This window comes from Escherichia sp. KTE114, from assembly GCF_000407765.1.
In the GTDB taxonomy this organism is placed as follows: domain Bacteria; phylum Pseudomonadota; class Gammaproteobacteria; order Enterobacterales; family Enterobacteriaceae; genus Escherichia; species Escherichia ruysiae.
The window spans coordinates 4306495-4326524 of record NZ_KE136626.1 but is presented as its reverse complement, the minus strand read 5'-3'; the positions used below and the strand labels follow the sequence as shown (position 1 = coordinate 4326524).

General features: G+C 52.3%; 17 protein-coding genes. 11 read left to right on the top strand and 6 right to left on the bottom strand.

Translation table 11 applies throughout. The features are described from left to right. Positions 1-3: 3 nt before the first annotated feature. The 7 genes from bamC (at position 4) to ypfH (ending at position 6555) form a co-directional block, all read left to right on the top strand. Positions 4-1038: an outer membrane protein assembly factor BamC gene (gene bamC, locus WC5_RS00765; protein ID WP_010349872.1), complete on the top strand. Its 1035-nt coding sequence runs from the start codon at positions 4-6 to the stop codon at positions 1036-1038. 212 nt (positions 1039-1250) lie between these two features. Next, the gene (gene purC / locus WC5_RS00770; protein ID WP_016231842.1) at positions 1251-1964 is read left to right on the top strand and encodes a phosphoribosylaminoimidazolesuccinocarboxamide synthase; all 714 of its coding nucleotides are present in this window, start codon (positions 1251-1253) and stop codon (positions 1962-1964) included. A gap of 153 nt (positions 1965-2117) precedes the next feature. Continuing rightward, positions 2118-2345 carry a toxin-antitoxin system antitoxin VapB gene (gene vapB / locus WC5_RS00775; protein ID WP_000450525.1) on the top strand — a complete coding sequence of 76 codons (228 nt, stop codon included), beginning with the start codon at positions 2118-2120 and terminating at the stop codon, positions 2343-2345. Next, positions 2345-2743: a type II toxin-antitoxin system tRNA(fMet)-specific endonuclease VapC gene (gene vapC / locus WC5_RS00780; protein ID WP_000911326.1), complete on the top strand. Its 399-nt coding sequence runs from the start codon at positions 2345-2347 to the stop codon at positions 2741-2743. The genes vapB and vapC overlap by 1 nt, the downstream gene beginning before the upstream one ends. Before the next feature lie 146 nt (positions 2744-2889). Continuing rightward, positions 2890-3753 (top strand): KPN_02809 family neutral zinc metallopeptidase, encoded by an 864-nt coding sequence (gene ypfJ / locus WC5_RS00785; RefSeq protein WP_001267512.1) that lies wholly within the window; start codon positions 2890-2892, stop codon positions 3751-3753. 14 nt (positions 3754-3767) lie between these two features. Further along, positions 3768-5783, top strand: a complete 2016-nt coding sequence (gene tmcA, locus WC5_RS00790; protein WP_000829307.1) for a tRNA cytosine(34) acetyltransferase TmcA — start codon at positions 3768-3770, stop codon at positions 5781-5783. A 73-nt stretch (positions 5784-5856) separates the two neighbouring features. After that, positions 5857-6555: an esterase gene (gene ypfH, locus WC5_RS00795; protein ID WP_000679837.1), complete on the top strand. Its 699-nt coding sequence runs from the start codon at positions 5857-5859 to the stop codon at positions 6553-6555. 128 nt (positions 6556-6683) lie between these two features. On the opposite strand, the gene WC5_RS00800 is transcribed toward ypfH, so the two are convergent. Genes WC5_RS00800 through WC5_RS00810 form a run of 3 tightly spaced genes read right to left on the bottom strand, consistent with a single transcriptional unit; the run spans position 6684 to position 8400 of the window. Further along, positions 6684-6884 carry a YpfN family protein gene (locus WC5_RS00800; RefSeq protein ID WP_000383836.1) on the bottom strand — a complete coding sequence of 67 codons (201 nt, stop codon included), beginning with the start codon at positions 6882-6884 and terminating at the stop codon, positions 6684-6686. 27 nt (positions 6885-6911) lie between these two features. Beyond that, the gene (gene dapE, locus WC5_RS00805) at positions 6912-8039 is read right to left on the bottom strand and encodes a succinyl-diaminopimelate desuccinylase (protein WP_001277781.1); all 1128 of its coding nucleotides are present in this window, start codon (positions 8037-8039) and stop codon (positions 6912-6914) included. A gap of 10 nt (positions 8040-8049) precedes the next feature. Next, the gene (locus WC5_RS00810; protein WP_000258261.1) at positions 8050-8400 is read right to left on the bottom strand and encodes an ArsC family reductase; all 351 of its coding nucleotides are present in this window, start codon (positions 8398-8400) and stop codon (positions 8050-8052) included. Positions 8401-8778: 378 nt separating this feature from the next. Here WC5_RS00810 and ypfM point away from each other — a divergent pair, with 378 nt between their 5' ends. Next, entirely contained in the window at positions 8779-8838 is a 60-nt protein-coding gene (gene ypfM, locus WC5_RS25055) for a protein YpfM (protein WP_001386977.1), read from the top strand. 98 nt (positions 8839-8936) lie between these two features. Here the strand turns inward: ypfM and acrD are convergent, their stop codons facing one another. Then, positions 8937-12050: a multidrug efflux RND transporter permease AcrD gene (acrD, locus tag WC5_RS00815; protein ID WP_001263109.1), complete on the bottom strand. Its 3114-nt coding sequence runs from the start codon at positions 12048-12050 to the stop codon at positions 8937-8939. Between the two features lie 163 nt (positions 12051-12213). Further along, a complete protein-coding gene (gene narQ / locus WC5_RS00820) occupies positions 12214-13914 on the bottom strand; it encodes a nitrate/nitrite two-component system sensor histidine kinase NarQ (protein ID WP_010350314.1) in 1701 nt (566 codons plus the stop codon). A 205-nt stretch (positions 13915-14119) separates the two neighbouring features. On the opposite strand from narQ, the gene aegA reads away from it, so the two are divergent. The 3 genes from aegA (at position 14120) to WC5_RS00835 (ending at position 17911) form a co-directional block, all read left to right on the top strand. Further along, positions 14120-16099, top strand: a complete 1980-nt coding sequence (gene aegA / locus WC5_RS00825) for a formate-dependent uric acid utilization protein AegA (RefSeq protein WP_001078904.1) — start codon at positions 14120-14122, stop codon at positions 16097-16099. A 67-nt stretch (positions 16100-16166) separates the two neighbouring features. Then, positions 16167-16742 carry a GDP-mannose pyrophosphatase NudK gene (gene nudK / locus WC5_RS00830; protein WP_010350316.1) on the top strand — a complete coding sequence of 192 codons (576 nt, stop codon included), beginning with the start codon at positions 16167-16169 and terminating at the stop codon, positions 16740-16742. A gap of 125 nt (positions 16743-16867) precedes the next feature. After that, positions 16868-17911 (top strand): DUF1176 domain-containing protein, encoded by a 1044-nt coding sequence (locus WC5_RS00835; protein WP_024192253.1) that lies wholly within the window; start codon positions 16868-16870, stop codon positions 17909-17911. 103 nt (positions 17912-18014) lie between these two features. Here the strand turns inward: WC5_RS00835 and tkt are convergent, their stop codons facing one another. After that, the gene (gene tkt, locus WC5_RS00840) at positions 18015-20018 is read right to left on the bottom strand and encodes a transketolase (RefSeq protein ID WP_000087341.1); all 2004 of its coding nucleotides are present in this window, start codon (positions 20016-20018) and stop codon (positions 18015-18017) included. Positions 20019-20030: the final 12 nt, after the last annotated feature.

Below are 20030 nucleotides of genomic sequence, written 5' to 3'. Positions count from 1 at the left end.
TTGATGGCTTACTCTGTTCAAAAGTCGCGCCTGGCAAAGGTTGCGGGTGTATCGCTTGTTCTGTTACTCGCAGCCTGTAGTTCTGACTCACGCTATAAGCGTCAGGTGAGTGGTGATGAAGCCTATCTGGAAGCGGCACCGCTTGCGGAGCTTCATGCCCCGGCAGGAATGATTTTGCCGGTGACCTCCGGTGATTATGCAATACCGGTGACCAACGGTAGCGGTGCTGTCGGTAAGGCGCTGGACATTCGTCCACCTGCCCAGCCGTTGGCGCTGATTTCCGGCGCACGTACCCAGTTTACGGGCGACACCGCCTCGCTGCTGGTAGAAAATGGTCGTGGTAATACTTTGTGGCCGCAGGTTGTTAGCGTGCTGCAGGCGAAAAACTACACCATTACCCAACGCGATGATGCTGGTCAGACGCTGACTACCGATTGGGTGCAATGGAACCGTCTGGACGAAGACGAGCAGTATCGCGGTCGTTATCAAATCTCTGTTAAACCGCAGGGTTATCAGCAGGCGGTAACGGTGAAACTGCTGAACCTGGAGCAGGCGGGCAAACCGGTTGCAGACGCGGCTTCCATGCAGCGTTACAGCACGGAGATGATGAACGTCATTTCCGCCGGTCTGGATAAATCCGTGACCGACGCGGCTAATGCGGCGCAAAACCGTGCTTCCACCACCATGGACGTACAAAGTGCTGCTGATGATACAGGCTTACCAATGCTGGTCGTTCGCGGGCCGTTCAACGTGGTTTGGCAACGTCTGCCAGCGGCGCTGGAAAAAGTGGGCATGAAAGTGACCGACAGCACCCGTTCGCAGGGCAGTATGGCCGTGACCTATAAGCCGTTGTCTGACAACGACTGGCAGGAACTGGGCGCGAGCGATCCAGGTCTTGCATCCGGTGACTATAAACTGCAGGTCGGTGATTTAGATAACCGCAGCAGCTTGCAGTTCATCGATCCGAAAGGTCATACGCTGACTCAAAGCCAAAACGACGCACTGGTATCTGTCTTCCAGGCAGCGTTTAGCAAGTAAAAATACAGGGCTGGAGTAATCCGGCCCTTTTTTCTGATATGATACGCAAACGTGTGCGTCGGCAGAAAAACGCGATTTTAGCGTTAATTCGCACGAAATTTGTTTGTCGGACACAGGTCGGGTAAGGCGTTCGCGCCGCATTCGGCAAAACATCCGGCACACCAGACAGCAAAAGATTTTAAAACGTTAATTCACACCCAGGAGTGATAAAGATGCAAAAGCAAGCTGAGTTGTATCGTGGTAAAGCGAAAACCGTATACAGCACGGAAAACCCGGATCTGTTGGTGCTCGAATTCCGCAATGATACGTCAGCAGGTGATGGCGCGCGCATTGAGCAGTTTGATCGCAAAGGTATGGTGAACAACAAGTTCAACTACTTCATTATGAGCAAACTGGCTGAAGCGGGTATCCCGACTCAAATGGAGCGTCTGCTCTCCGATACCGAATGTCTGGTGAAAAAGCTGGATATGGTGCCGGTTGAGTGTGTCGTACGTAACCGTGCTGCTGGCTCTCTGGTGAAACGTTTTGGAATTGAAGAAGGTATTGAGCTGAACCCGCCGCTGTTCGATCTGTTCCTGAAAAACGACGCCATGCATGACCCGATGGTTAACGAATCTTATTGCGAAACTTTTGGCTGGGTAAGCAAAGAGAATCTGGCGCGTATGAAAGAGCTGACTTACAAAGCGAACGACGTGCTTAAAAAACTGTTCGATGATGCCGGTCTGATTCTGGTCGACTTCAAGCTGGAGTTTGGTCTGTACAAAGGCGAAGTCGTGCTGGGCGATGAGTTCTCCCCGGACGGTAGCCGCCTGTGGGACAAAGAAACGCTGGAGAAAATGGACAAAGACCGTTTCCGCCAGAGTCTCGGTGGCCTGATTGAAGCCTATGAAGCCGTCGCCCGCCGCCTGGGTGTACAGCTGGACTGATTTTTCTGATTGCTTATTTTTCAGCCGGAGGATGCTCCGGCTAAATGTCTTCGTTACTCCCGCTACAATACTTCGCATTATCTCCCTTTGACAGAAAAGTAATACCAAGCCAATATGTATATACATAACGTATATCCCAAAGAAGGGGGGGCTATGGAAACTACTGTATTTTTAAGTAATCGCAGTCAGGCTGTCAGATTACCTAAAGCGGTCGCTCTGCCAGAAGACGTTAAGAAAGTAGAAATTATTGCGATTGGTCGTACAAGAATCATTACTCCCGTTGGTGAGTCCTGGGACAGTTGGTTTGATGGCGAAAATGTAAGTGCGGATTTTATGGATATCCGTGATCAACCCGCAATGCAGGAAAGGGAATCATTCTGATGCTGAAATTCATGCTGGATACCAATATCTGTATTTTCACTATTAAGAATAAACCATTACATGTCAGGGATCGCTTTAACCTGAATTCTGGCCGGATGTGTATAAGTTCTGTAACATTGATGGAGCTTATCTATGGGGCAGAAAAAAGTCAGATGCCAGAACGCAATTTAGCGGTGATTGAAGGTTTCGTATCTCGTTTGGAAGTGCTTGATTATGATAGTGCTGCTGCGACGCATACTGGGCAAATCAGAGCCGAGCTTGCCCGGCAGGGAAGGCCCGTTGGACCTTTTGACCAGATGATAGCGGGACATGCTCGCAGTCGCGGTTTGATTGTGGTTACCAACAATACCCGAGAGTTTGAGCGAGTAGCGGGAATCAGACTAGAAGACTGGAGCTAACATTCTCTTTTACTTCTAACATTCGTAAATTATATAACGAGGAATGAAGCCTTAATTCCTCCATCATTTCCTCCCGTTTTTCTGTGGTAATCTTCCTCTGAAGCACCTACGATCATCACTATAATGAATATATTGTTGAGGTATCTATGCGCTGGCAAGGGCGTCGTGAAAGTGACAATGTTGAAGACAGGCGAAACAGCTCTGGTGGTCCGTCAATGGGCGGTCCCGGTTTTCGTCTGCCAAGCGGTAAAGGTGGGCTGATTTTACTGGTAGTGGTGCTGGTCGCTGGCTACTATGGTGTTGATTTAACTGGGTTGATGACCGGACAGCCGATTTCCCAACAGCAATCAACGCGCTCAATTAGCCCAAATGAAGACGAAGCGGCAAAATTCACCTCGGTAATTCTGGCAACCACGGAAGACACCTGGGGGCAGCAATTCGAGAAAATGGGTAAGACTTATCAGCAACCGAAGCTGGTGATGTATCGCGGAATGACGCGCACCGGTTGCGGCGCCGGACAGTCCATTATGGGGCCGTTCTATTGCCCGGCGGATGGTACGGTCTATATCGATCTCTCTTTCTATGATGACATGAAAGACAAACTGGGTGCGGATGGTGATTTCGCTCAGGGATACGTTATCGCCCATGAAGTCGGTCATCATGTGCAGAAACTGTTAGGCATTGAACCGAAAGTTCGTCAATTGCAACAAAACGCGACGCAAGCGGAAGTGAACCGCTTGTCTGTGCGTATGGAACTCCAGGCTGATTGCTTTGCCGGTGTCTGGGGGCACAGTATGCAGCAACAAGGCGTTCTGGAAACTGGCGATCTGGAAGAGGCGCTGAATGCGGCGCAAGCCATCGGCGATGACCGCTTACAGCAGCAAAGTCAGGGGCGGGTAGTGCCGGACAGCTTTACTCATGGTACATCCCAACAACGCTATAGCTGGTTTAAACGTGGTTTCGACAGCGGCGATCCGGCACAATGCAATACTTTCGGTAAAAGCATTTAACTTTCGGGGCAGGGATGGCTGAACTGACCGCGCTACACACATTAACAGCGCAAATGAAACGCGAAGGGATTCGCCGCCTGTTGGTGTTGAGCGGGGAAGCGTGCTGGTGTTGTGAACATGCGCTTAAATTGCGTGACGCATTACCCGGCGACTGGCTGTGGGTATCGCCGCAGCCAACTTCTGAAAACCACTGTACGCCAGCGGCGCTACAAACTTTACTTGGGCGCGAGTTCCAACATTCGGTATTCGATGCCCGCCAGGGCTTTGATGCCGCAGCCTTTGCGGCGCTTGGTGGAACGCTGAAAGCGGGCAGTTGGCTGGTTTTGTTACTCCCTGTATGGGAAGAATGGGAAAACCATCCCGATGCTGATTCGCTGCGCTGGAGTGATTGCGCCAGTCCCATCGCTACACCGCATTTTGTCCAGCATCTCAAACGCGTACTTGTGGCAGATGACGACGCTATTCTCTGGCGACAAGACCAGCCACTAATGCTGGCGGATTTTGTTCCCCGCTCTGACTGGCAATCCGCTACCGGCACACCGCAACCGGAACAACAACAGATACTACAGCAGCTTCTGACTATGCCACCGGGCGTGACAGCGGTAACTGCTGCGCGCGGACGCGGTAAGTCGGCGCTGGCAGGGCAACTCATTTCCCGTATTGCGGGCAGAGCGATAGTCACTGCGCCTGCGAGAGCCGCAACGGATGTGCTGGCCCAGTTTGCCGGAGATAAGTTTCGTTTTGTTGCGCCGGATGCATTGCTGTTCAGTGAAGAAAAAGCCGACTGGCTGGTCATCGATGAAGCTGCTGCAATACCCGCCCCACTATTACATCAACTGGTATCACGCTTTCCGCGTACTTTGTTAACCACTACGGTGCAGGGCTATGAAGGCACCGGACGTGGCTTTTTGCTGAAATTTTGCGCCCGCTTCCCGCATTTGCAGCGTTTTGAATTGCAACAGCCGATCCGTTGGGCACAGGGGTGCCCTCTGGAAAAAGTGGTTAGCGAGGCACTGGTTTTTGACGATGAAACCTTCACGCGCGTACCCCAAGGCAACATCGTCATTTCTGCATTTGAACAGACTTTATGGCGAAGCGAGCCAGAAACGCCGTTAAAGGTTTACCAGTTATTGTCTGGTGCGCACTACCGGACTTCGCCGCTGGATTTACGACGGATGATGGACGCGCCGGGGCAACATTTTTTACAGGCGGCAGGTGAAAACGAGATCGCCGGGGCGCTGTGGCTGGTGGATGAAGGGGGATTATCTGAAGAACTGAGTCAGGCGGTCTGGGCAGGTTTTCGTCGCCCGCGTGGCAACCTGGTAGCTCAGTCGCTGGCGGCACACGGCAGCAATCCACTGGCGGCGACGTTACGCGGGCGGCGTGTCAGCCGCATTGCAGTCCATCCGGCGCGTCAGCGGGAAGGCACAGGGCAGCAACTTATTGCTGACGCAGTGCAATACATGCATAGCTTCGACTATCTTTCAGTGAGTTTTGGCTACACCGAGGAATTATGGCGTTTCTGGCAACGCTGCGGTTTTGTGCTGGTACGGATGGGCAATCATCGCGAAGCCAGCAGCGGCTGTTATACGGCGATGGCGCTGTTACCAATGAGCGAAGCGGGTAAACAACTGGCACAACGTGAGCATTATCGTTTACGCCGCGACGTGCAAATTCTCATGCAGTGGAATGGTGAAAGCATCCCGGTTGATCCGTTAAACGACATCATGCTTTCTGATGATGACTGGCTTGAACTGACCGGTTTTGCTTTCGCTCATCGTCCCCTTTTAACGTCGTTAGGTTGTTTAACACGCCTGCTGCAAACCAGTGAACTGGCATTACCGGCGCTGCGAGGACGGTTGCAGAAAAACATCAGCGACGCGCAGTTATGTACCACACTTAAACTTTCAGGCCGTAAGGCATTGCTGGTTCGCCAACGCGAAGAAGCCGCGCAGGCACTATTCGCACTTGATGATGTCCGCACTGAACGCCTGCGCAATCGCATAACACAATGGCAATTTTTTCACTGACTCCTTCAATTTTATCCCATGGTCATTGTGGGGCAGCGGCGTAAAATTAATGACATCAGTTAAGGAGTTCGCCATGAAACATGACCATTTTGTTGTTCAAAGCCCGGATAAACCTGCCCAACAGTTGTTACTGCTTTTCCACGGTGTCGGGGATAATCCGGTGGCAATGGGGGAAATCGGTAGCTGGTTTGCACCGTTGTTTCCAGATGCGCTGGTGGTAAGTGTCGGTGGTGCTGAGCCGAGCGGTAATCCGGCGGGGCGTCAATGGTTTTCGGTGCAGGGCGTAACGGAAGAGAATCGCCAGGCGCGGGTGGATGCCATCATGCCGACGTTTATTGAGGCGGTACGCTACTGGCAGAAACAGAGCGGAGTAGGGGCTAACGCTACGGCGCTGATCGGTTTCTCACAAGGCGCGATTATGGCGCTGGAGAGCATTAAAGCCGAACCGGGTCTTGCCTCACGCGTCATCGCCTTTAACGGACGCTATGCCAGCCTGCCGGAAACAGCTTCTACTGCTACAACAATTCACCTGATCCACGGTGGTGAAGATCCGGTTATCGATCTGGCTCATGCGGTCGCGGCACAGGAAGCGTTAATTAACGCCGGTGGAGATGTGACGCTGGATATCGTGGAGGATTTAGGTCATGCGATCGATAATCGCAGTATGCAATTTGCCCTGGATCACTTGCGTTATACCATTCCGAAACATTACTTCGACGAAGCGTTAAGCGGCGGTAAGCCCGACGATGATGATGTGATTGAAATGATGTAAAAGACAGGTGCCGGATGCGTAGGCCGGATAAGGCGTTCACGCCGCATCCGGCTATGATGCCTGATGCGACGCTGACGCGTCTTATCAGGCCTACGGTTGAGCGCCAGACATTATCCGGCCCCTCCAGCTTACTTCTTCGGTTGATCCTTCTTCGGCCAGTCGTCGTCATCGTCCCATTTATCGTTGAAATCACGATGTGGGGGAAGCTCCGGCTTGTTGGCGAGAAATTTCTTATGGTCGACGCGCTTGAGATCTTTGATCACATTCAGCAGGACGCCTACCAAAAAGACAATCACCAGAATCCACCAATATTTAGCCAGCCAGTCCATGCTTATTTCCTCTTGCAGAACCACTCATCAGGCGACGAGCTGTTCCATGATTCGTTGATACATACGGGCAAGTAGCTGCAGGTCGGCAGCGTTCACACATTCATTAATTTTATGAATAGTGGCATTGACCGGCCCAAGTTCCACCACCTGCGCCCCCATGCGGGCAATAAAGCGCCCATCGGACGTTCCGCCAGTGGTCAGTAGCTGCGGTTTAATTTCATTATAGTGCTCAACCGCGTTGACGACCGCATCCACCAGTTTACCGCGTGCAGTCAAAAATGGCTGCCCGGAAAGCCACCAATCGACCGTATAACGCAGTTGATGTTTTTCCAGCAGGGCAAGCACCTGTGCTTTGATCATCTCATCAGTAAGTTCGGTGCTAAAGCGGAAGTTAAACTGTACAAACAGCTCACCCGGAATGACATTATTACTGCCAGTACCTGCCTGAATATTGGCTATTTGCATACTGGTTGCCGGGAAAAATTCATTGCCCTGATCCCACTCGATAGCCACTAACTCATTGAGGAAAGGGGCTGCACGATGTACAGGGTTATCTGCAAGGTGTGGGTAGGCCACATGCCCCTGCACGCCATGAATAGTAAGGTTACAGGTCAACGATCCGCGACGGCCATTTTTCACTACATCACCGACCACTTCGATACTCGACGGTTCGCCAACCAGGCAGTAATCCAGCCGTTCACGGCGTGCCATTAAGGTTTCCACCACTTTAACCGTGCCGTTGTGGGCGCTGGCTTCTTCGTCTGAGGTGATCAGAAACGCCAGTCGACCTTTATGGTTGGGATGTTGCGCGACAAAGCGTTCTGCTGCTACCACCATCGCCGCCAGCGACCCTTTCATATCTGCCGCGCCGCGCCCGAATAACATACCGTCGCGAATGGTCGGTTCAAATGGTGGATTGATCCAACGGTCGGCATCGCCAGGCGGTACAACGTCGGTATGTCCGGCAAAGGCTAACGTTTCTCCCTGTCCACGCCACGCCCAAAAATTCTGCGTATCCGCAAAGTCCATGCGTTCGATGGTAAAACCGATCGCCTGTAAACGTTCGGTAATGATTGCCTGACATCCTGCGTCATCAGGACTTAAGGATGGGCGGCGAATAAGCTGCTGTGTCAGCTCAATAACCGGACACGACATAGACTACACCTCATAGGAAAAATTGCTGATAACTGGATTCACTGAAACCCAGCAGCATAGGCTTCCCTGGCGCGCAGAGCAATGGGCGTTTGATAATTGCAGGCATTTCTGTCATTAATGCCGCCGCAGAAGCCGCATCGGTGATTTTATTGCGCGTGGTATCGTCCAGTTTACGCCAGGTAGTACCACGGGTGTTGAGTAACGCTTCCCAGCCTAATTCGTTGATAAAACCGTTCAATAATTCGCTGTCCAGCCCATCAACGCGATAATCATGGAAACGATAGTCGATGTTATTGGTTTCCAGCCAACGGCGAGCCTTTTTAATGGTGTCACAATTTTTAATGCCGTAAAGTGTAACCATAATGAATCCTTTTTCGATTTATAAGAATAAATACTCATTTAACGGTCAATACATTTTCCCGGCAAATGAATATCAGGGAATATAACATTATTAAGGTGTTTCACTTAACAATTATTAAATAACTGTGAGCATTTTGAATGCAATTATTAAGAATATTCCCCTAGGTATCTGTATGTATTTCAAACAGAATTAAGCAAGTATTAGAATCCGTATGAATCTGTTGAAATGTTGCTTTGCATCACATAAAAATCCCTGTCTCAGGGCCATAGTATTTACATAGGTTTTGCCCCGGAGGTAGTAATCACTGCAATCGAATAAATTAGCTTCACCACGGTATATTGTTTCCGTAGAATACCCATAATTATAAGAGAGGTTGTTATGATTGAACGTGAACTGGGGAACTGGAAAGACTTTATCGAAGTTATGCTTCGCAAGTAATTGCCAGGACAGAAGGTAAAATGAAAGAACCTGATGAACAGGTTCTTTATCAGAAAGTTGAAAAAGGCGACACGTTGGCATGTCGCCTTTTTTATTGCTTATTCCGGGCGTGGCTTCAGAGGGAAACGACGGCGTACCAGCACAAAGAACAGCGGCACGAAGTAAATCGCCAGAATGGTGGCGGAGATCATTCCCCCCATTACGCCAGTACCCACTGCATGTTGACCACCGGAACCGGCACCGCTGCTGATTGCCATCGGCAGTACGCCGAAGATAAACGCCAGCGAGGTCATCAGTATCGGGCGTAAACGCTGGCGGCAGGCATAAAGCGTCGCTTCAAACAGGTCGTGACCTTTTTGGTTCATCTCGTTAGCGAACTCGACAATGAGGATGGCGTTTTTCGCCGATAAACCAATGACCGTTAATAGACCCACCTGGAAGTAAACGTCGTTTTCCAGCCCGCGCATCCAGGTTGCCAGCAGCGCGCCGATGACCCCCAGCGGCACGACCAGCATTACGGAGAACGGCACCGACCAGCTTTCATACAGCGCCGCCAGACACAGGAATACCACCAGTAATGAAATGGCGTACAGCGCCGGAGCCTGCGCGCCAGAAAGCCGTTCCTGATACGACATCGCCGTCCACTCCAGGCCAAAGCCGTTTGGCAACTGCTTCACTAACGATTCCATAATATCCATCGCCGTACCGGTACTGACGCCTGGTGCGGCCTCCCCGACAATTTCAACTGCGGAATAGCCGTTATAACGTTCCAGACGGGGCGAACCTGTCTCCCAGCGGGAGGTCGCGAAGGCAGAGAAGGGCACCATCCCACCGTCTTTGTTACGCACATACCACAGGTTGATATCATCCGGCAGCATCCGATACGGCGCGGCGGCCTGCACATAAACTTTCTTCACGCGACCGCGATCCATAAAGTCATTTACATAGCTCGAACCCCACGCGGTTTGCAGCGTGTCGTTAATATCGTCAATAGCAACGCCCAGCGCCTGAGCTTTACGCTGGTCGATATCAATCTGTAACTGCGGACTGTCATCAAGACCGTTATGGCGCACGCGGGTTAATTCCGGATTTTCCGCCGCCAGCGCCAGCAACTGGTTACGTGCAGCCATCAGCGCATCGTGACCCGCTCCGGCGTGATCCTGCAACTCCATATCAAAACCCGCAGAACTGCCAAGACCGCTGATTGCCGGCGGGCTGCTGGCGATAACGCGGGCTTCTTTAATCTTATTAAATTCTTTCGTTGCACGTTCGATAATGGCAAACGAAGTGCCGGTTTTACTGTCGCGCTCACTCCAGTCTTTCAGGCGGATAAACATACGCGCCACGTTTTGCCCGTTGCCGCCAGGGCCTGAACCGACCGTGGCAAATACCGACGTGATGTTGTCTTTCTCATGAGTGAAGTAATACTTCTCGATCTGTTCCACCACTTTCAGCGTCTGTTGCTGGGTCGAACCGCTGGGTAGCTGCACCGAGGTGGTGAACATGCCACGGTCTTCCAGTGGCAGGAAGGACGTCGGCAAACGCAGGAACAGAAACACCATACCGCCAAGCAGCAGGACATAAATCACAATCCAGCGCAGGCTGCGGTGGAGAATTTTCGCCACCCCTTTCTCGTAGCGTTCGGCGTTACGGTTGAACATCTGGTTAAACCAGGCAAAAAAGCCTTTCTGCCCGTGATGCTCACCTTTTTTCAGTGGCTTAAGTAGCGTGGCACACAGCGCCGGAGTGAGGATCATCGCCACCAGTACCGACAGCACCATCGCCGCAACAATGGTAATAGAGAACTGGCGATAGATAGCTCCGGTGGTGCCGCCGAAGAAGGCCATTGGTACAAATACCGCCGAAAGAACCATCGCAATCCCGACTAGTGCCCCCTGGATCTGCCCCATCGATTTACGTGTGGCTTCGCGAGGAGTGAGTCCTTCCTCACTCATAATACGTTCGACGTTTTCCACCACCACAATGGCGTCATCCACCAGTAGACCAATCGCCAGCACCATCGCGAACATGGTTAAGGTGTTGACGCTGTAACCGAAGGCGTAAAGCACGGAGAAAGTGCCCATCAACACCACCGGCACGGCGATAGTTGGAATCAGCGTAGCGCGGAAGTTTTGCAGGAACAGATACATGACGAGGAAAACCAGCGCGATAGCTTCTAACAGGGTTTTCACCACGTCTTCAATGGAGGCTTTAACAAACGAGGTGGTTTCATACGCCACCTTATATTCCAGCCCGGGAGGGAAGTATTGCGCCAGTTCGTCGAGCCGGTTCAGTACCAGCTTCGCTGTGGCCATTTCGTTCGCGCCGGAAGCCAGTTTTACCCCCAGACCGGAGGCAGGCTTACCATTAAAGCGGCTAAGATAATCGTATTTCTCCGCCCCCATTTCGACGGTGGCAACATCGCCCAGTTTCACTTCCGAACCATCCTGATTTACCCGCAAGGTGATATCGCGGAACTGTTCAGGCGTTTGCAACAGCGACTGGGCGTTAATGGTAGCGTTCAATGCTTGTTTATCGACAGAAGGTGTACCGCCAAGCTGTCCGACCGCAATCTGCGCGTTCTGTGACTCAATGGCGTCGGTTACATCTTTAGCCGTCATCTGGAAGCTGTTCAGTTTTGCCGGATCAAGCCAGATACGCATCGAATACTGTGAACCGTAGGCGTCGATATCACCAACGCCGTTAACGCGGCTTAGCGGATCCTGAATATTACTGGCAACGTAGTCGGCAATATCCTGCTTATCCATCGAACCATCGGTAGAGACGAAGGCAATGGTCAGGATGTTAGTATCGCCGGTTTTACGTACTGTCACGCCCTGGTTTTGTACTGCCTGTGGGAGTTTACGCATGGCCGATTGCAGCTGGTTTTGTACCTGCTGCACCGCCTCGTCTGGGTCGGTGCCAGCTTTAAAACTTAAGGTGACTGATGCCTGACCGGTGCCGCTGCTTTGTGACGACATATACATCAGGTTATCGAGGCCAGTCATATTCTGCTCGATAACCTGGGTCACGGTGTTTTCCAGCGTCTGGGCCGATGCGCCGGGATAGTTAGCGGTCACTCGCACGTTCGGCGGCGCGAGATCCGGGTATTGTTCAACGGGCAATGAAAAAATCGCCAGGGTTCCTGTCAGACATAACAGGATTGCCAGTACCCAGGCAAAAATGGGGCGATCAATAAAGAAATTCGCCATTAAAAGAGGACCTCGTGTTTCTGCGTATCGTTGTAGGCTTGACTTGCTTCACTGTAGCGGCAAGGTACGAGCCAATCGTGGAGAAAAAAAGGAGATAATGTAAATTATCATTCCCTTTTATACTGAACCTTAAGTGCCCGTATTCTTTGGTCAACAAGAGGTATTACATCAGTTGACTTTCCTCACCCGCCGCAGAGCGAAAGCTAATACTCACTAACGTGCCGCCACCGGAAGGTTGTGAAAAAGTCAGCGTTCCGCCCAGTCGTTCCGCGCGCTCGCGCATAATATTCAGGCCATAATGGCCTTCAGGTTCTTTCGGTTCACCGATGCCGATCCCGTTATCACGAATATAGACCGTGTGATTGCCGTCCGGCGCGGTGACGCAGCTAACGGCGATTTCGCTGGCATTGGCGTGCTTCATCGCATTCAGCACCGCTTCGCGAATAATTTGCAACAAATGCACCTGCATTTGCGCATCCAGTGCCAGGGTTGGCAAGCGGCAGTCGAGGGTCAGTTTGGCGCTGGTTTGATTTTGTAACGTATCCAGCATTTCCCGCAGCGCGGAGGGAAGATCCGCCTGCTGCAGCGTCAGGCGGAAAGTGGTCAACAGCTCGCGTAACTGTCGATACGCATCATTCAATGCCTGAGAAAAATCGGCCATGATACTTTGTGCGGTGGCGTTATCTTCCGGTATCGAACGCTTTAGTAATGTTAACTGGATACGCAAATAAGAAAGCACCTGAGCCAGTGAGTCGTGCAATTCGCGGGCGATGGTCGCGCGTTCTTCCATCAGCAGCAACTGCTGAAAATGCTTCTGCGCCTGATTAAAGTACAAACCGCGCCCCAGCATCGACGAAACGCTGTTAAGCAGCGGTTCGGAGGCCGACACGTTGCTATTTTGCCAGTGCAGCTCGCCGTAAACTGTCTCTTGCATCGTCACCGGTAAAATCTGCATCGGCAGCTCAGTGTTTGGCTTTCCTTCACTAATCCGCCAGTTTTCACCGACATTCAACTCCAGATATTCAGCCGCTTCATTGTCGCGAACGATCTGCAAAATATGGCGGAAACAATGCACATCAATCTGGCTGGTGTTCAGCGCCTGCGAACACTGATACAACACCTCCAGACGGCGCTTGGCCTCGTGGAGATCGCGGGTTTTTTCTTCTACTGACGCTTCCAGCGAACGGTACAATTTATGCAGTTCGCTCGACATCTGGTTAAAGGTTTTGGCCAGCAGTCCCAGCTCATTGGGCAGGCTGGTATCCAGCGGCGGTGAGCCGAACTGCCCGTGTTCAATACGCTGACTGGCGGTAACCAGCTGATTCAGTGGGGCAACGACCTGATGGCGTATGCGGCGCAGAGTAAAAAAGACCAGTGTGAAAATACCGATGCCGCCAGCCAGCGAAATCGCCACCACCAGCAACATTTTGCGCTCAGCGTAGTGCTGTAAAGCCAGCACGAACAGGTCTATCTGATTGACATAATTATCGATATTGGCCTGATACCACGGCAAATCACCCTTGCTGAGCCGATTATTCATCTCCAGCCAGTTGGCATTCAGATGCGCATAGCGGGTTTTTACTGCCTCTGGCACATACCAGACGTTGAGATTGGTTAATACCGGTGAATGCAGTGCCTGCTGGAACAGCTGACGATGCGCATTGAGTTGTGGACTGCCACTTTGCAAGTCGTAGCCCAGGCGGTAACTCTGCATACGCAGCGATCCGGCAATATTGATCGCCTCAGCGTCGCGCAAACTGCTCGCCAGAGTTAGCAGAGCGATACCCGTGGAAAGAATCGACAGCAGCACAATGTAAAAAAAGGCCCTGGCCAGACTGGCCGAGACGGGTCGTTTAACAATCACACGCGTCTTCTCCACATAAAATCATTAATGTTCCAGATTGTTGAAACGCAATTTAGTCAGTGATGGGATTATTTGATCTGCCACAGTTTATAGCGAAATAGTTACTTGTTCTGGGCACATGGACATTGCCGATTCCCCTGCAAGTCGGGTAATAACAACACTCATATAAAGAATAAGGTTTTTACAACCAAAAAAGAAGGTCGTTATGAATCGTTTTATTATGGCCAACAGTCAGCAATGTCTGGGTTGTCATGCTTGTGAAATTGCCTGTGTCATGGCTCACAATGATGAGCAACATGTCCTGAGCCAACACCATTTTCATCCCCGAATTACGGTTATCAAACATCAGCAGCAACGTAGTGCAGTGACCTGTCACCATTGCGAAGATGCGCCCTGTGCCCGTAGCTGCCCCAATGGCGCTATCAGCCATGTTGATGACAGCATTCAGGTCAATCAGCAAAAGTGTATTGGCTGTAAATCCTGTGTGGTGGCCTGTCCGTTTGGCACCATGCAGATTGTCCTGACACCCGTCACAGCGGGTAAAGTGAAAGCCACGGCACATAAATGCGACCTGTGCGCAGGGCGAGAAAACGGCCCCGCCTGTGTCGAAAACTGCCCGGCGGATGCGCTGCAACTGGTTACCGACGCCGCACTCTCCGGCATAGCGAAATCTCGCCGCTTGCGCACTGCACGTCAGGAACATCAACCGTGGCATACCAGTACAGCGGCACAAGAAATGCCGGTAATGAGTAAAGTCGAGCAAATGCAGGCAACGCCCGCGCGCGGCGAGCCGGATAAACTGGCAATTGAAGCGCGCAAAACCGGCTTTGATGAAATTTATCTGCCGTTTCGCGCCGACCAGGCACAGCGGGAAGCCTCGCGCTGCCTGAAGTGCGGCGAGCACAGCGTTTGTGAATGGACCTGTCCGCTGCATAACCATATTCCGCAGTGGATAGAACTGGTGAAAGCCGGAAATATCGACGCAGCCGTCGAGCTTTCTCACCAGACCAACACCCTGCCGGAAATTACCGGACGCGTCTGTCCGCAAGACCGTTTGTGTGAAGGTGCCTGCACTATTCGCGACGAACACGGTGCGGTGACTATCGGCAATATTGAACGCTACATTTCAGATCAGGCGCTGGCGAAAGGCTGGCGTCCTGACTTAAGCCATGTCACCAAAGTGGACAAGCGAGTGGCGATTATCGGTGCGGGTCCTGCAGGGCTGGCCTGTGCGGACGTCCTGACACGCAACGGCGTGGAGGTGACGGTATACGATCGCCATCCAGAAATCGGTGGCTTGCTCACCTTTGGCATTCCTTCTTTCAAACTGGATAAATCGCTGATGGCGCGCCGTCGGGAAATCTTCAGCGCAATGGGGATCCACTTCAAACTCAATTGTGAAGTGGGTAAAGATGTCTCTTTGGATTCGCTGCTCGAACAGTACGACGCAGTCTTCGTTGGCGTCGGCACTTACCGTTCCATGAAAGCGGGCTTACCCAATGAAGATGCGCCGGGCGTTTATGACGCGCTGCCGTTCCTTATTGCCAACACCAAACAGGTGATGGGGCTTGAAGAGCTACCGGAAGAGCCGTTTATCAATACCGCCGGGCTAAATGTCGTGGTACTGGGCGGCGGCGACACCGCGATGGACTGTGTGCGCACCGCACTGCGCCACGGCGCAAGTAACGTCACCTGTGCCTATCGTCGTGACGAAGCTAACATGCCCGGTTCGAAAAAAGAGGTGAAGAACGCCCGCGAAGAGGGGGCTAACTTCGAATTTAACGTCCAGCCAGTGGCGCTTGAGCTGAATGAGCAAGGTCACGTCTGCGGGATTCGTTTCCTGCGTACGCGTCTTGGCGAGCCGGATGCACAAGGGCGTCGGCGTCCGGTGCCGGTGGAAGGCAGTGAATTTGTCATGCCAGCCGACGCGGTGATTATGGCGTTTGGTTTTAATCCGCATGATATGCCGTGGCTTCAGTCACACGGTGTAACGGTGGATAAATGGGGGCGCATCGTGGCTGATGTTGAAAGTCAGTACCGTTACCAGACGACGAACCCGAAAATCTTCGCTGGTGGCGATGCCGTGCGCGGTGCGGATCTGGTGGTGACTGCAATGGCGGAAGGGCGCCATGCGGCGCAGGGAATTATTGACTGGCTGGGGATAAAATCAGTCAAATCTCACTAATTCCATCCGCAGACAAACCCGACTTCACAGCGTAAGATACTTGTTCATTTCGCGCTGTGGAGTCGGTATGACGCAACAAATCACCCTCATCAAAGACAAAATTCTCTCCGATAACTATTTCACCCTGCACAACATTACCTACGATCTCACCCGCAAAGATGGCGAAGTTATCCGCCATAAACGTGAAGTTTACGATCGCGGCAATGGCGCGACGATCCTCCTGTACAACGCGAAGAAAAAGACTGTAGTTCTGATTCGTCAGTTCCGCGTCGCTACCTGGGTTAATGGCAATGAAAGCGGGCAATTGATTGAAACTTGTGCCGGGTTGCTGGACAACGACGAACCCGAAGTGTGCATTCGCAAAGAAGCGATTGAAGAGACGGGCTATGAGGTTGGCGAAGTACGCAAATTATTTGAACTGTACATGTCGCCTGGTGGTGTGACCGAGCTAATCCACTTTTTTATCGCCGAATACAGTGACAGTCAGCGTGCTAACGCGGGGGGCGGCGTCGAAGATGAAGATATTGAAGTGCTCGAGCTGCCGTTCAGCCAGGCGTTGGAGATGATCAAAACCGGCGAGATACGTGATGGTAAGACGGTGTTATTGCTTAACTATTTGCAATCGTCACATTTAATGGACTGAAAAATAACAATAATATTTCGTTGTTTATTATTGGCTCAATCCGATAAATCCGATTGAGCCGCGCTACCTGCGCAACGAAGATACGACTTGTGCTGTTTGTTTGAACTTCTGGGGTCGTACCGTCCATGCGCTATCGCATTTTCCTTCTCTTTTTTTTCGCTTTGTTGCCGACGTCTTTAGCGTGGGCAGCACCAGCGCAACGGACGTTTTCTGACTGGCAGGTCACCTGTAACAACCAAAATTTCTGCGTAGCGCGCAACACAGGCAATCATCATGGACTGGTGATGACTCTCAGTCGCAGTGCCGGGGCGCATACCGATGCCGTTTTACGTATTGAGCGCGGCGGGTTGAAGTCGCCGGATGCGTCGGAAGAGGCGATAGCGCCACGACTGCTGTTAGATGGCGAGCCGCTGGCGTTAAGCGGGGACAAGTGGCGGATTTCGCCGTGGTTATTAGTGACCGATGATACAGAGACCATCACCGCGTTTTTGCAGATGATTCAGGAAGGGAAGGCTATTACCTTACGCGACGGCGCTCAGACCATTTCTCTTAATGGATTAAAAGCGGCGTTGTTGTTTATTGATGCCCAGCAAAAGCGCGTGGGTAGTGAAACTGCGTGGATCAAGAAAGGAGACGAGCCGCCACTTAGCGTACCGCCTGCGCCTGCGCTGAAAGAGGTTGCGGTAGTTAACCCAACGCCGACACCACTCTCACTCGAAGAACGTAACGATTTGCTGGATTATGGAAACTGGCGGATGAATGGTCTGCGTTGTTCGCTTGATCCGTTGCGTCGTGAGGTGAATGTCACTGCGCTGACCGATGATAAAGCATTGATGATGATTAGCTGTGAGGCGGGCGCCTATAACACCATTGATCTGGCGTGGATAGTGTCGCGTAAAAAGCCGCTGGCCTCGCGTCCGGTACGGTTACGTTTGCCGTTCAACAACGGTCAGGAAACGAATGAACTGGAGCTGATGAACGCGACATTTGATGAAAAATCGCGTGAACTGGTGACGTTAGCGAAAGGCCGTGGATTAAGTGATTGTGGTATTCAGACGCGTTGGCGTTTTGACGGCCAGCGTTTTCGTCTGGTGCGTTACGCTGCCGAACCCACCTGCGATAACTGGCATGGGCCAGACGCCTGGCCTACGCTTTGGATCACGCGTTGAGTGCCATCTGGCGGATGCGGCGTAAACGCCTTATCCGCCCTACGGTCCGGCGCGGTTTGTAGGCCTAATAAGACGCGTTAGCGTCGCATCAGGCAAACCGGCATCAGGCACCTTTCACTCCCAGCACCTTATGCGCTTTTGCCACGATATTCTCGGCGGTAAAGCCAAAGAACGGGAACAATTTATCCGCCGGAGCAGATTCGCCATAACCCGTCATCCCGACAATCGCACCTTTCAGGCCGACGTATTTGTACCAGTAGTCGGCGATGCCTGCTTCCACTGCCACGCGAGCCGCAACGTTAGAAGGCAACACCGACTCCCGATATTCCTCATCCTGGGCGTCGAAAATATCGGTCGAGGGCAGGGAAACCACGCGAACATTGCGACCTTCTCCCGCTAATTTCTCCGCCGCTTGCAGGGTGATTTCCATCTCTGAACCGGTAGCAATCAAAATAATATCCGGCTTGCCGCCGCTGTCTTTCAGCACATAACCGCCACGGGCAATCTCTTTTACCTGATCCGGCGTACGTTCCACCTGCGCCAGATTCTGCCTTGAGAGGATCAGCGCCGTCGGCCCGTTGTGGCGCTCAACCGCCAGCTTCCAGCCCACCGCTGCTTCCACCTGATCGCACGGTCGCCAGGTACTGAAATTCGGTGTTAAGCGCAAACTGGCCAGTTGCTCAACCGCCTGGTGCGTCGGGCCATCTTCGCCCAGACCAATCGAGTCATGGGTATAAACCATAATCTGCCGCGCTTTCATCAGCGCCGCCATCCGCGCGGCGTTGCGGGCGTATTCAACAAACATCAGGAACGTCGCGGTATACGGTACAAATCCACCGTGGTGCGCGATACCGTTGGCGATGGCGGTCATACCAAATTCACGCACTCCGTAGTGAATATAATTCCCTGCCAGATCTTCCTTCAGCGACACAGAACCTTTCCAGATGGTGAGGTTACTGGGCGCCAGATCCGCCGAACCGCCGAGCAGTTCCGGCAGCATGGGGCCGTAAGCGTTAAGCGTATTTTGCGACGCCTTACGGGTAGCGATTTTCGCCGGATTTGCCTGCAACTCATTGATATATTTCTGAGTCGTTTTCTCCCACTCTTTCGGCAAACCACCACTCATTCGGCGGGTAAACTCTTCTGCCAGTTGCGGATGAGCCTTTTTATACGCGGCAAACTTCTCATTCCAGCTCTGCTGCGCTTTTTCGCCTTTTTCGCGGGCATCCCAGGCGTGATAAATCTCTTTGGGGATCTCAAATGGCGGATGGTGCCAGCCCAGTTTTTGCCGTGCCAGCGCCACTTCTTCTTCACCCAACGGTGCGCCGTGCGCCTCTTCTTTACCCGCTTTATTAGGCGAACCAAAGCCAATTACCGTGCGGCAGATAATCAACGACGGTTTATCTTTCACGCTTTGCGCTTCGAGAATCGCTTGCTTCACCGCCTGCGGATCGTGACCGTCGATTTCATGGACAACATGCCAGTGATAGGCTTCAAAGCGTTTTGCCGTATCGTCGGTAAACCAGCCTTCGGTTTCACCATCAATGGAAATACCGTTGTGGTCGTAAAAGCCAATCAACTTGCCCAGCCCCAGCGTTCCCGCCAGCGAACAGACTTCGTGGGAAATACCTTCCATCAGGCAACCGTCACCCATAAACACATAAGTGAAGTGATCGACAATCTCATGGTTCGGCTGGTTAAACTGCGCCGCCAGCGTACGTTCTGCTATCGCCAGTCCAACCGCGTTCGCCAGCCCTTGCCCCAGCGGTCCCGTGGTGGTTTCAACGCCTGGCGTATAGCCAAGCTCCGGATGTCCTGGGGTTTTCGAATGCAACTGACGGAAGTTCTTCAGCTCTTCCAGCGGCAGGTCGTAACCGGTCAGATGCAGCAAACTGTAGAGCAGCATCGACGCGTGACCGTTGGAGAGAATAAAGCGGTCGCGATCATACCAGGTCGGGTCGGTGGGGTTATGTTTAAGAAAGTCGTTCCACAGCACTTCGGCAATATCGGCCATGCCCATCGGCGCGCCGGGATGACCAGAATTGGCTTTTTGCACCGCATCCATACTGAGCGCGCGAATCGCATTGGCAAGGTCTTTTCGGGACATATAACACTCCGT

Excerpts from the sequence above, each read along its gene's own strand:
- bamC (WP_010349872.1), top strand. The coding sequence starts at position 4 with ATGGCTTACTCTGTTCAAAAGTCGCGCCTGGCAAAGGTTGCGGGTGTA.
- vapC (WP_000911326.1), top strand. The coding sequence starts at position 2,345 with ATGCTGAAATTCATGCTGGATACCAATATCTGTATTTTCACTATTAAG.
- ypfJ (WP_001267512.1), top strand. The coding sequence starts at position 2,890 with ATGCGCTGGCAAGGGCGTCGTGAAAGTGACAATGTTGAAGACAGGCGA.
- purC (WP_016231842.1), top strand. The coding sequence starts at position 1,251 with ATGCAAAAGCAAGCTGAGTTGTATCGTGGTAAAGCGAAAACCGTATAC.
- aegA (WP_001078904.1), top strand. The coding sequence starts at position 14,120 with ATGAATCGTTTTATTATGGCCAACAGTCAGCAATGTCTGGGTTGTCAT.
- WC5_RS00810 (WP_000258261.1), bottom strand. The coding sequence starts at position 8,400 with ATGGTTACACTTTACGGCATTAAAAATTGTGACACCATTAAAAAGGCT.
- dapE (WP_001277781.1), bottom strand. The coding sequence starts at position 8,039 with ATGTCGTGTCCGGTTATTGAGCTGACACAGCAGCTTATTCGCCGCCCA.
- tkt (WP_000087341.1), bottom strand. The coding sequence starts at position 20,018 with ATGTCCCGAAAAGACCTTGCCAATGCGATTCGCGCGCTCAGTATGGAT.
- vapB (WP_000450525.1), top strand. The coding sequence starts at position 2,118 with ATGGAAACTACTGTATTTTTAAGTAATCGCAGTCAGGCTGTCAGATTA.
- tmcA (WP_000829307.1), top strand. The coding sequence starts at position 3,768 with ATGGCTGAACTGACCGCGCTACACACATTAACAGCGCAAATGAAACGC.
- WC5_RS00835 (WP_024192253.1), top strand. The coding sequence starts at position 16,868 with ATGCGCTATCGCATTTTCCTTCTCTTTTTTTTCGCTTTGTTGCCGACG.
- nudK (WP_010350316.1), top strand. The coding sequence starts at position 16,167 with ATGACGCAACAAATCACCCTCATCAAAGACAAAATTCTCTCCGATAAC.
- acrD (WP_001263109.1), bottom strand. The coding sequence starts at position 12,050 with ATGGCGAATTTCTTTATTGATCGCCCCATTTTTGCCTGGGTACTGGCA.
- WC5_RS00800 (WP_000383836.1), bottom strand. The coding sequence starts at position 6,884 with ATGGACTGGCTGGCTAAATATTGGTGGATTCTGGTGATTGTCTTTTTG.
- ypfH (WP_000679837.1), top strand. The coding sequence starts at position 5,857 with ATGAAACATGACCATTTTGTTGTTCAAAGCCCGGATAAACCTGCCCAA.